Annotated in this window: 12 protein-coding genes; 2 read left to right on the forward strand and 10 right to left on the reverse strand. The window is 72.5% G+C overall.

Going from position 1 to position 11,347, the window contains the following annotated elements; genetic code table 11:
* The first annotated feature begins 121 nt into the window (after nucleotides 1-121).
* Entirely contained in the window at nucleotides 122-1,765 is a 1,644-nt protein-coding gene (locus ACWDAS_RS15550; protein ID WP_450390255.1) for a M4 family metallopeptidase, read from the forward strand.
* A gap of 77 nt (nucleotides 1,766-1,842) precedes the next feature.
* Complete coding sequence (locus ACWDAS_RS15555) at nucleotides 1,843-2,202, forward strand: nuclear transport factor 2 family protein (protein ID WP_450390258.1); 360 nt, start codon at nucleotides 1,843-1,845, stop codon at nucleotides 2,200-2,202.
* A gap of 22 nt (nucleotides 2,203-2,224) precedes the next feature.
* On the opposite strand, the gene ACWDAS_RS15560 is transcribed toward ACWDAS_RS15555, so the two are convergent.
* The 10 genes from ACWDAS_RS15560 to sbnA form a co-directional block, all read right to left on the reverse strand.
* Complete coding sequence (locus ACWDAS_RS15560; protein ID WP_450390261.1) at nucleotides 2,225-2,758, reverse strand: hypothetical protein; 534 nt, start codon at nucleotides 2,756-2,758, stop codon at nucleotides 2,225-2,227.
* Complete coding sequence (locus ACWDAS_RS15565; protein WP_450390264.1) at nucleotides 2,751-3,038, reverse strand: ATP-dependent Clp protease adaptor ClpS; 288 nt, start codon at nucleotides 3,036-3,038, stop codon at nucleotides 2,751-2,753. Before ACWDAS_RS15565 ends, ACWDAS_RS15560 begins: the two co-directional genes overlap by 8 nt.
* Nucleotides 3,039-3,159: 121 nt before the next feature.
* Complete coding sequence (locus ACWDAS_RS15570; RefSeq protein WP_450390265.1) at nucleotides 3,160-4,260, reverse strand: M20 family metallopeptidase; 1,101 nt, start codon at nucleotides 4,258-4,260, stop codon at nucleotides 3,160-3,162.
* Nucleotides 4,261-4,334: 74 nt separating this feature from the next.
* Nucleotides 4,335-5,069, reverse strand: coding sequence for a PhzF family phenazine biosynthesis protein (locus ACWDAS_RS15575; protein ID WP_450390268.1), 735 nt, complete (start codon nucleotides 5,067-5,069; stop codon nucleotides 4,335-4,337).
* A 14-nt stretch (nucleotides 5,070-5,083) separates the two neighbouring features.
* Nucleotides 5,084-5,686 (reverse strand): DUF4328 domain-containing protein, encoded by a 603-nt coding sequence (locus ACWDAS_RS15580; RefSeq protein ID WP_450390270.1) that lies wholly within the window; start codon nucleotides 5,684-5,686, stop codon nucleotides 5,084-5,086.
* Between the two features lie 99 nt (nucleotides 5,687-5,785).
* Nucleotides 5,786-5,965, reverse strand: coding sequence for a hypothetical protein (locus tag ACWDAS_RS15585; RefSeq protein ID WP_450390273.1), 180 nt, complete (start codon nucleotides 5,963-5,965; stop codon nucleotides 5,786-5,788).
* A gap of 107 nt (nucleotides 5,966-6,072) precedes the next feature.
* The gene (locus ACWDAS_RS15590) at nucleotides 6,073-8,004 is read right to left on the reverse strand and encodes a glycoside hydrolase family 5 protein (protein WP_450390275.1); all 1,932 of its coding nucleotides are present in this window, start codon (nucleotides 8,002-8,004) and stop codon (nucleotides 6,073-6,075) included.
* Between the two features lie 2 nt (nucleotides 8,005-8,006).
* Nucleotides 8,007-9,404, reverse strand: a complete 1,398-nt coding sequence (locus tag ACWDAS_RS15595) for a phospholipase (protein WP_450390277.1) — start codon at nucleotides 9,402-9,404, stop codon at nucleotides 8,007-8,009.
* A 234-nt stretch (nucleotides 9,405-9,638) separates the two neighbouring features.
* Nucleotides 9,639-9,833: a hypothetical protein gene (locus ACWDAS_RS15600; RefSeq protein WP_450390279.1), complete on the reverse strand. Its 195-nt coding sequence runs from the start codon at nucleotides 9,831-9,833 to the stop codon at nucleotides 9,639-9,641.
* A gap of 231 nt (nucleotides 9,834-10,064) precedes the next feature.
* Nucleotides 10,065-11,156, reverse strand: a complete 1,092-nt coding sequence (gene sbnA / locus ACWDAS_RS15605) for a 2,3-diaminopropionate biosynthesis protein SbnA (RefSeq protein WP_450390282.1) — start codon at nucleotides 11,154-11,156, stop codon at nucleotides 10,065-10,067.
* Nucleotides 11,157-11,347 lie beyond the last annotated feature (191 nt).

The following is an 11,347-nucleotide window of genomic DNA, read 5'->3' on the forward strand; positions in this document are numbered from 1 at the left end:
CTGGACATCCGGATGTCATGGGCACTTAAATCTGGCTCCGCATCATCTCCGCACCCTGGCCCGCCCCGCCGCGGCCGGACACCGGTGCGGGGACCGCGCACGCCCCCACCGGAGGAGCACGATGCAGCCCAGTACCAGACGCGCCGCGACCGTCATATCCGCGGCGACGGCCGCGACCGCACTCATCACCGCCCTGCTGACCCCGTCCGCGGTGTCCGCGCTCGGCCGTGACCTTCCCTCCCGGGCCACCGGCGTCGCCCGCGCCGACGCCGCCGTCACCGCGAACGCGGCCCGGCTCGCGATCACCTCCGCGCAGGGCCGCACCGTACGCGACGTCGTCACCGACGCGGACGGCGCCCAGCACGTGCGGTACGACCGGACCTACCGCGGACTGCCGGTGCTCGGCGGCGACCTCGTCGTCCACCTCGCGCCGGGCGGGGCGTACGAGGGCGCCGAGCGGGCCACCCGCTCCGACCTGGCCGTGCCGAGCACCACTCCCGCCGTCAAGGCCGCCACCGCCGCCGACAAGGGCCTGGCGGCGCTGCGTTCCGCCCACCGAGGAACCGCCTTCCGGCAGGCCAAGGCCAAGCCCCGGCTCGTCGTGGACGCCCTGCACGGCACCCCGCGCCTGGCCTGGCGGACCACCGCCGTCGGCCTGGACAGCCTGGGCAACCCCGCCGCCCGCGTCGTCGTCACGGACGCCCGCACCGGAGCCCGCATCGACGCCTGGGACGCCCTGGAGACCGCCACGGGCGACGGCCAGTCCCTCTACGGCGGCACCGTGTCCCTGGAGACCACCCTCAGCGGCAGCACGTACCAGCTGAAGGACCCGACCCGGGGCAACACCTACACCGGCGACGCGCAGAACAAGACCGACGCGTGCATCTTCGGCATCTGCTTCTCCCGCGCCCCCGCGGTCCTCTTCACCGACGCCGACAACCACTGGGGCACCGGCACCACCGCCGACCGGGCGACGGCCGCCGTCGACGCCCAGTACGGCACCGACGAGACCTGGGACTACTACAAGACCGTCCACGGCCGCAACGGCATCGCCGGAGACGGCAAGGGCTCGTACAACCGCGTCCACTACGGCAGCAACTACAACAACGCCTTCTGGGACGACAGCTGCTTCTGCATGACCTACGGCGACGGTGACGGCAGCACCTTCGGCCCGCTGGTCGCCCTCGACGTCGCCGGACACGAGATGTCGCACGGCGTCACCTCGCGCACCGCCAACCTCACCTACTCCGGCGAGTCCGGCGGCCTCAACGAGGCCACCTCGGACATCTTCGGCACGCTGGTCGAGTGGTACGCGGGCAACACCTCCGACACCGGCGACTACCTCATCGGCGAGCGCATCGTGAAGTCCGGCTTCGGCAAGCCCGCGCTGCGCTTCATGGACAAGCCCTCCAAGGACGGCAGTTCCGCCGACTGCTGGAGCTCGGGCGTCGGCAATCTGGACGTCCACTACTCCTCCGGTGTGGCCAACCACTTCGCCTACCTGCTCGCCGAGGGCAGCGGCGCCAAGACCATCAACGGCGTCAGCTACAACAGCCCCACCTGCAACGGTTCCACCGTGGGCGGCATCGGACGCGACAAGCTGGGCAAGATCTGGTACCGCGCCCTCACCGTCTACATGACTTCCGGCACCAACTACGCGGGCGCCCGCACCGCCACCCTCAAGGCAGCCACCGACCTCTACGGCGCGTCCAGCGCCGAATACGCCGCCGTGGCCGCCGCCTGGTCCGCCGTCAGCGTCAACTGACCGCGGCGCCCCTCGCCCGCCCCGCCGGGGCCGACCCCGCCAGGTCGGCCCCGGCGGGGCCCTGGCACACTGGCGCCGTGACAGCGACCGACGCGGCAGCGGCCGTGCGTGAGCACATACGGGCCTTCAACGCCCGCGACCTGGACGCGCTCCTGGCCGGCTTCACCGAGGACGCCGTGTGGAGCACCGGCACGACCACGGTGCGCGGCCGCGCCGCGCTGACCGAGCTCTTCGACGAGGCCATGCGCGGGCTGCTGCCCACGTTGGAGGTCAGGGACCTCATCGCCGAAGGCAGCCGCGCCGCCTGCCAGATGACCGAGACCCTGACGTACGACGGCGAGGTGCGGACCTACCCCATCGCCGCCTTCTACGAGCTCCACGGCGGCCGGATCGCCTCGGCGAAGGTCTACCGCGAGGGCAGCGCCGACATCTCCTGAGACCGCGGGTCGTGCCGGTGGCCTACCGGCCGCGGTCCCGCTCGTCGAGGGCGTCCATCAGCCGCGTCAGGAGCCGGCCCACGGCCGCACCGGCAGGACCGAAGCCCTCCGGAAGGCCGGCGCCGGGCTCCCGCAGCCCACTGCCCCTGATGACCAGGCGCTGGCCCCCGCCCACCTCGAGGGAACCCAGCTCATGGGCCCGGACCGCGACGTACAGGCGGTTGAGCCACTCCAGCCACAGCTCCGCCGTCTCATGTCCGAGCCGCACCTGAACCGGCCCGGGCGGGGTCAGCGCGTCCCGGACGGCGGCATCGGCATCGGCGATCCGGCCGGCAAGGCGGTCGCGGATGGACTGCGCCGCCGAGTCGGCCTCCCAGCGCCGCAGGGGATCGCCGGCCGCCTCCTCCGTCAACTCCACCACGCCTTCGGGGCCGCCGTGGACGGGCGCCGCCTCGGCGCCGAGCAGGTCGGCCAGTTCCAGCAGTACGCGCCGCAACGGGTCCCGCAGTCGGACGACGACGGTGTCGCCGTCGACGGTGAGTTCGGCGTCACCCATGGCGCACTGTGGCCCACAGGCTCGCCGACATCAGCCGCGTGGCGATGACCTCGCATTCCTCGCGGCCGCCGCTGAAGACGGCGGTCTTCCCGTGCGTGTGGGCCAGCAGCATGAGGCGTTCAGCCTCGTCCTCGCTGACCGACAGGACGCGGACGAGGGTCCGCACCACGTACGACATCAGGTTGACCGGATCGTTCCAGAGGAGGACCGCCCAGGCGGAGGGCGTCACGATGTCGGTGTGCTCGTCTGCGATGGGGGCGGCTTGGACCGGGGTGGCCACGGTGTCCTCTCAGTGGTGAAGGGGCCCAGGGGGTACGGGCGGAGGACATCATCGCGCGGGCACGCCCCGTGGCGTGACCGGGGGTGCCCTCGTCGGCGCCCCCGCGCCGGCCATGGGTCTCCTACGCGTTGCGGATCGCGTCCACCAGGCCGGCGACGAGGTTCGCCCGCTCGGCCATCGTGCCGATCACGAGGTACTCGTGGTCGGCGTGCGCACCGCCGCCGACCGCTCCCAGGCCGTCGAGCGTCGGCACCCCGAGGGCGGCGGTGAAGTTGCCGTCGCTTCCGCCGCCGACCGCCCTGCCTTCGAGACCGGGGCACAGCCGCTTCGCCACCTTGAAGAGCTCGGCGGAGGACGATTCCGGCATCGGGGGCCGGTTGACGCCTCCCCGGACCGAGATATCCGCCCCGTCGAGGTGCGGGGCCAGAGCCCTGAACGCGGATTCGACGCGCTCCTTCTCGTCGGCCGTCTCGACACGGACGTCGACGACGATGGTGGCCTCGGCGGGAACGACGTTGTCCAGGGTGCCCGCCGACGCCACGGTCGGAGTGACGGTCGTCCCGATGCCGGGTCGTCCGAGTGCCGCGATGTCCAGCACCTGGTACGAGGCTTCGATCAGGGCGTTGACCCCCGCGTCGGGTTCCAGGCCCGCGTGCGACGCCAGGCCCGTGACGGTGACCTCGAACGTGCCGCAGCCCTTCCGGGCCGTCTTCAAGGCCCCGTCCTCGGCCGCGCCCTCGAAGACGAGTACGGCGCCGCACGCGAGCGCCCGTTCCTCGACCAGGGCCCGCGAGGAACGGGAGCCGACCTCCTCGTCGGAGGTCACCAGGATCTCGACGCCCGACCGGTCGCCGAGCAGCGCCACGCCGTGGACGGCCTGCACCAGACCGCCCAGCATGTCGAAGACCCCGGGTCCGGTGGCGTGCCCGTCGTCGACCGTGAACGGGCGGCGTTCGAGGGTGCCGAGCGGGAACACCGTGTCGTGGTGCCCGAGGAGCAGCACCTTGGGGCTGCCGCCGCCGGACCAGTGGACGTGCGGCCCGGCCTCGCTCTCGATCAGCACGGCCTGCCCGCCAAGGCGCTGCTCGATGACGGCGGCGACGGCTTTCGCCGACGCCGTCAGGGCGTCGGCGTCACGTGACGGGGACTCGACTTCGACGAGTGTCCTGAGGTCCTCGATCATCGCGTCGACACTCACGGGGCGGGTCCTGTGCATCGTCATGCCGCCAAGGTAGCGAGTACGCCGTGCCGACAGGGAGCGCCCCCGCCTCGTATCGCCGCGGGCGGGGTGCGCGGTCAGAGGTCCAGCAGATGGATGCGGCGGCGGGACGAGACCGTGGTGCCGAGGGTGATCGGCGGGCGGGACCTCGTGGGGGTGCCCGGGACGGCGCGCTCCAGGTGGACGCGGCCGCCGAGTTCGATCAGGCCGTCCGGTGCGGGGGCGGTCAGGATCTGGGAGCCGCGGCCCTGGGCGATGTTGAGGGCGCGGTCGAGGCGGTCGGTGAGCAGCAGCGCCGCCGAGCCGGTCGCGTCGACCTCGTCGACGCCGTCGCCGCGGCCCGGGAAGCCGCGGGCCCTGATCCGTCCGGCGGGCTCGTCCTCCCAGGCCCACGCGTAGAGCCACTCGCCGGGCGGCGGGACGGGCAGCGCGTCCACCTCCTCGGGCGAGTCGTACTGGCGCAGCGTGCGGGGCGGCGCCCAGGCGGGGCTCGCCTCGAGCCAGGTGAACTCGCCGTCGAGGCGCACGCCCACGACGCCGGCGGGGGTGATCAGTTCCGGAGCGTCCAGCAGCCAGGCGGTGCCCATGCAGGGGGAGCCGGCGAAGGGCAGCCGCCCGTCCGCGGAGCGGATGTCGATGATGCCCCGCTCGGGGTCGTCGACGAACACGGTCTCGGCGAAGCCCGATCGCCGGGCGAACGCGACGCGGTCCTGCTCGTCGGTGACGGCGCTTCCGTCACGCACCACGGCGAGCCGGTCGCCGTGGACGCCGTCGGGTCCGCAGAAGACCCGCACTATGTCGTAGCCGGTCATGGATGCAGCCTGCCTCATGACTGCGCGAGGGGGGAGAGGGGAACCGAGGCACCGAGCGCGGCGCTCTGGAGCGTGGTAATGCGCTCGATGAGGATGCACAGCAGCACGGCAGCGGCGATCATGCACGTCTCCGCAACGAGGAGGAGGGCCAGCGACCCCGGTACCAGACTGCCGGTCACCAGAAGCGCGAGCAGGTGCCCGAGCCATGCCGCCCACCAGAGGTTCACCAGCGTCCTGCCCTGCGACTCCCGCCATGCCGTCGAGCTCGCGCGCCCGATGTCGAGGAGGAATCGCCGCGGGACGAAGAGGTTGACCAGTGGGACGAACCACGCGCCGATCGTCCAGCCCCGGGTCGGGACCTGGGCCTGGGGGGACAGCGCCTGCGCGTTGTGCCGTGCCCGGGCGAGCCAGACGAGGAAGAACACGATCGCGAGGTCGATCGCATAGATGAAGATCTGGGACAGGACGGCCGAGGTGTGCCGGTCCGCGTCCATGGGATGCAGGAAGCGGTTCCGCAGATAGATCGCCCGGAACACGTCCAGGACGGCGGCCGCGCCTATCGCCGCCTGCGCGCAGCGGGCGAGCAACAAGGGGGATTTGGGGGGCTTGCTGGACATCGTGGATGGCCTGTCTCGGGTCGTGCGCGGCCCCGGCGGACACCGGGGCGGAGTGATCATAGGGTCTGACCGCCGCACGTGTGTACGCCTTTGGGGTGCTCATCCGCGGGGCTGTACGTCCCCCACCACGTGGGCGAGCGTGCCGGCCGGAGCGGCGCGCTCGTCCGGTGGCATGCCCGGGTGGTGCCCGGCCGGGACGGGGAGGCCGGCCGGTGCGGCCCCCGCGCGCGACAGCCGCGGGACGATGCGGTAGCGGTCACCGCGATACAGGGAGTGCACGTACTCCACGGGGCGGCCGGGGACACCGTCCCCGGCGCCTGACAGGACCCCGTGCCGCCGCCCACCGCCACAGGGGCGCGGTGGGCGGCGGCACGGCCCGCTCGCCGCTACGGGAGCGACCGGCAGTAGAGCGCGTCCGGCGTACGGGACGAGCCGAGGCGGCCGGTGTAGGCGATGCCCGCCGCGTACTCGCCGTCCGCGCACTGGCCCTTGTAACTGCCGTACGCGAAGTCACCGCCGCCGCCCGACGCGGGGCGGTTGTCGCCGCGGTCGAACCACACCGTGCGCCCGGCGCCGCCCAGGGCCGTGCCCGCGGTGGCGCACAGGGCGCTGGACACGGCCGCGCCGCGGACGGCGTAGCCGGACAGGAACGAGCCGGCCGGGCACTGGAGCTTGGTGTACCCCGAGGCCCAGTCGCCGCCGGAGGGGACGTAGCGCTCGTCCGTGACGACCTGGTACGCGCCCGAGGAGGCCCACAGGTCGCCGGTGCCGGTGTCGGTGCACAGACCGCGGTTGCCGGTGTGGGCCAGTCCGATCAGCCGCTGCCCGTCCGGGCAGGCGGCCTTGCGGGCGCCGGGGTCCCAGTCCGGGCGGGCGCGCATGCGCAGGCTCTGGACGAAGTCGCCGTGGTCCGGGCTGAGCATCGACCAGCGGGCGACGGGGGCGACGTACCCGGTGCGTCCGGTGGCGCCGACGAGCCGGGTCCAGGCTTCCGCCCGCCAGTCGTCACCGTCGTAGAGGCCCATCCGGTGGCCGGCGGCGTCCCAGTGCAGGAGCGCCCAGCCGTTGCCGTGACGGTTCTCGTGCCAGCCGACCAGCGGCCAGTAGGCGAAGTCGGTGTCGGTCTGGATCAGGAAGTCCGTGAAGTTCGCGAACCACGCACGGGACTTCTCGTTCGTCTCGTCCCGGCCGCCGACGCCGAACTCGCTGATCCACAGCGGCGCGGTGTAGTGCCGTCCGCTGTCCGAGGACACGTAGAAGGCCTGCCGGCGCAGCTCCGCGTACAGCTCGTCGCGGCTCAGGTCGCTGTAGCGCGGGTCGTGGGTCTCGCCGATTCCGGTGGCGCCGCTGTGACGGGGGCCGGTGTAGCCGTAGAAGTGCGCGGAGTACACGAGTTTCCCGGATCGCACGAGGGTGTGGGACAGGCGCTGCACGGGCTCGAGGGTTGGGCGGTCGTGGGCGAAACCGTCGATGGGGAGGCCGGTCCAGTTGATGCCCTCGACGATGATCAGCAGATCGGGGTTGGCCTCCTGGAGGATGCGGTCCCCCAGGTGCTGCGAGGCGGCGAACCAGTCGTGGTCGTCGCCGAGGCCCCAGTTGGGGTCGTCCCAGACGGAGCGGCGCACCTCGTTGTAGAGGTCGGCGCCGACGACGCGCTTGTTGTCCTGGTAGCGCCGCACCATGAACAGCCAGTCCGACTCCCAGGCGGCCGTGCTCTGAGAGGCGTTCCAGCGTTCGTTGCCGTCCACACCGCAGCACCAGCGGGTGGTGTTGGTGTGGTTGTTGAGGATGACGGCGAAGCCCGCGTCCGTGAGGGCGGCGACCACGGCGTCGTACACCTGCAGCGGGGTCCTGCCGCGCAGCCGCGGATTGGCGGCGACCGCCGCGTCGGTGACGGGGACCGTGTCGTGGATCATCTCGTTGGAGAACGGCAGCCGGACGCTGTTGATGCCGAGCTCGGCGAAGCCTGAGAGGATCTCGGCGATCGGTGCCCGGTCCAGGCCGAGCGGCATGCGGCCGGAGTCCTCGCCCGCGTGGTGGTTGGCGGGGTCCGCGGTGTCGCCGGAGCCGTTCCAGGTGCCGCTGGCACCGTGCCAGTTGCCGGACTTCAGTTTGAAGCGGTTGCCGTCGGCATCGACGATGTACCGTCCGCGGGTGCTGAGCGGCGGGGCCCAGGACGCGGCGAGGGCGGTGGCGGGAGCGGCGGAGGCCGAGGGCTCGGGGTCCCGGGCGGCCGCGGACGCGGGGGTGAGCAGGCCGAGGAGGGTGAGGAACGCGGCGGCCACGGCCGTCAGGGGCCGGCTCGATAAGGTCGCCATGGCTACGGCACCACCGTGTAGCCGTTGAGCTGGTCGACCGCGGTCTGGGGCGAGCCCAGGTCGTAGCGGTCCACGGCCACGTACGTCGGCTTCTTCCGGGCGGCGGGCTCGCAGAAGTTCTGGACGCGGTTGAGCAGCTTGCCGTTGTCGGTGGCGGCGGTGCCGGCGATGGTCGCGTCACGGAAGTGGTTCATGACGTAGAGCGGCCGGAAGCCGGGCTCCTCGCGGGTGAGCGGGACGTTGACCCCGGCGCCGTACCAGCGGCTGTAGCAGGACCAGTCGGAGGTGCTCGCGCCGGAGCCCATGGACCAGTAGTTCTCCACGGTCCATTCCTGCTGGTACATCACGCCGAAACTGTCGCGCTTCAGATCGGCGTCCGAGCCGCGGGTCCTGTCGCTGAAGATCATCAGCTGCTTGCCGCGCGCCGCGAGGTCGGCCATGGCGGGCCAGCCGTGCTCACGCACGCCCTCCTGGTCGGGGCGGTAGAGCACGTCGTACAGGCCGTTCACCCGGGCGAGTTCGGAGCGCAGCACCTCGGGGGAGACGTAGTCCTCCAGGAAGACGGTGACGAACTGCCCAGGGTGCTGCTTGAGGAAGTCGACCATCCGCTGCAGGTCCACCCAGAGCGCGACAGGGCGGCTGACGAGCGTGCAGCTGTTGTGGCAGAGGATCGCGCCGTCCGGGGTCTGGTGGATGTCCATCATGAAGCCCCGGACGCCGTCGTTCAGTTGCTGCACGATGCCGCGCGACTGGTTCGGGAAGAAGTTCACGAAGGGCGGGGCGAAGCCGCCGTCGACGCCGTTTGCGTAGGCGTTGTGGGCGGTCAGGAAGGTGACCTGGTCCAGGGTGCGCCGGTCGGCGGGCGGCATGGCGGCGCGGGGGAGCGGGGCGGGCGTGAGGTACCAGCGGGAAAGCGGGCCCGCGGCGCCGACGCGCGGGCCATCGGGATACACGCCCCCGCTCGGCGCGTCGGCCAGCGTCAGGCGGTCCGCGCTGCCCGGCACGGTCAGGGCGTAGGTGCCGTCGCCGGCCGCCGTGACCTCCCACGCCGCGTTCGTGCCGCCGCACGCCACGATCGCGGCCTCGGCACCGGAGCGCCCCAGGCAGTGGTTCGTGTCGTCGGCGCTGCGCAGCTCCTGGCCCCCGGACACGGCGACGGCCGTCCACTGCTGGCGGTCCTCGTTACCCTTGGGGCGGTGCAGGGCCACGGAACCGCCGCTGTCCGAGGCGTTGAGGCCGTTGACGGCGCTCTGTACGTAGAACGTGCCGCCGGGCGCGGCGGCGGCGCCGGCGGGTGCGCCGGCCGCGGGGGGCAGCGCGGGCACGGTCACCGCCAGGACGGCGGCCGCCACCGCGCCGGCGCGGGGGAGGGAGACGAAGCGGGTGCGATCGGTAGTCATGGGCATGACATACCACCGGTAACGCTTGCCGTGAAAGGGCGAGTTGGGCGGGGAGGGGGGCGCAGGCGGGCAGTGACGAGCGTCAGCGGGACCCGGGAGCGCGGTGCCCGGGTCCCGTCCCGGTACCGGCCGAACCGCCAGGGCTCCGGCACTCCGTGCACGCCGGGTTCGGACTTGAACCCGGGGCCGGCGTCGAGGTCCGACGCCGGCCCACCGCCGTCACGCCGGGCTTGCTCAGGCTCGGACGACGCCGGGTCCGACCCAGGCCTCGGTGGTGGCTCCGGGGCCGGCCCAGGTCTCGGCGACGCCGGGTCCGACCCAGGCTTCGGTCGAGGCTTCGGACTGCGGGCCGGTGGCGGGAACGGCCCCCGCGGCGATCAGCAGAGTGGCGGCGGACAGTGCCAGAGCGGTGGCGGCGCGGCGGGTCATCGCAGGTTCCCCCTGAGTCCCAGGTGGCGTTACCGAACGTGCTCACGAGCTACGGAGGTGCCCGGGTCGGGGGATGAGCACGCGTGCTCATATCCGCGCTGCGGATCTACTCAGTGCACGTGACCCGAATGCCTCTTGCGGACCCGGCCCCCCCCGCGGACGTGCTGCTGCGGCGGTCGGGGACCGCCGCAGCAGCAGGTGATCGACGCGCACGGCACTGCCGTCGGCGCGTCAGTGCAGTTGGCCGTCCGGGGAGCCCGACGGCGTCGCCGCGGGTTCGGCGGGGGGCGCCGCGGGCGCGGTCGCCCAGGCGGCTTCGGCCGCCGCCGCCCACGCGGGGTCGGCCCAGGACGTGTCGGCCCGCTCGTCGGGTTCGAGGATGTCCTCGCCGTACAGGTCCTGCAGCCAGTTGCTCTGGTAGATGGTGTCGAGGTAGCGCTCGCCGAGGTCCGGCGCGATCGCCACCGCCGTGAGGTCGGGGGAGCCGTTCTCCTCCAGCCAGTCCATCGCGCCGCTGACCACGGTGCCCGTGGAGCCGCCGAAGAGGAAACCGCGGCGGGCCAGGCGGTGGCAGGCACGGATGGTGTCCGCCTCCTCGACGAGGACCACCTCGTCCACGAAGGACTCGTCGAGCAGCGGCGGGTGGACGCTCATGCCCAGCCCGGGGATCATCCGTCGACCCGGCGCGCCGCCGAAGGTCACCGACCCGACGCTGTCCACCGCGACGACCCGCACCGGCCGCGACCACTCGCGGAACCAGCGGGCGCAGCCCATCAGCGTTCCCGTGGTGCCGGCCCCGACGAACAGGACGTCCAGCTCGGGGAACTGCTTGGCGATCTCCGGCGCGGTCGTACGGTAGTGCGCCCGCCAGTTGCCCGGGTTGGTGTACTGGCTCAGCCACACGTACCGGTCGTCGGAGGCGCACAGCGCGCGAACGAAGTCCAGCCGCGCGCCGAGGTAGCCGCCGTGGGCGTCCGGACCGGAGATGATGTGCACCTGGCTGCCCAGGGCCTTCATCAGCAACCGGGTCGACAGGTTGCAGCGCGCGTCGGTGACGCACAGGAACCGGTAGCCCTTGCTGGCGGCGATCATGCTCAGTGCCACGCCCAGGTTGCCGGACGAGGACTCGACCAGGATCGACTCCGGAGTCAGGATCCCCTCCCGCTCGGCGGTCTCCACCATCTCGGTCGCGGCTTTGAGCTTGATCGAACCGGCGAAGTTGAAGCCCTCGCACTTGAGGAAGAGCGGGTGCCCGAAGATCGACCGGAGGTCGACGAAGAGCTCTTCCTCGTTGAAGGCCTGGGGAACGGATATGACTGTCACGATGGCCTCCTCATCTGCAGCGGAGCTCCCGTCCAGTAGGGGGAGCGCCGCGTCAGCGGCCGCTGTGTCCTGCACTGATGAGCTCGGTTGGCTGGACGGTGGGTCTCTCCCGGAGGTACTGCCGCATGGGTCTCCTCGTTGTCCGGTGCCGTGTCCGCCCGGCCGTCGGGGGCCCGGGCCCAGGTCCGGGG

The organism is Streptomyces sp. NPDC001070 (genome assembly GCF_053598835.1).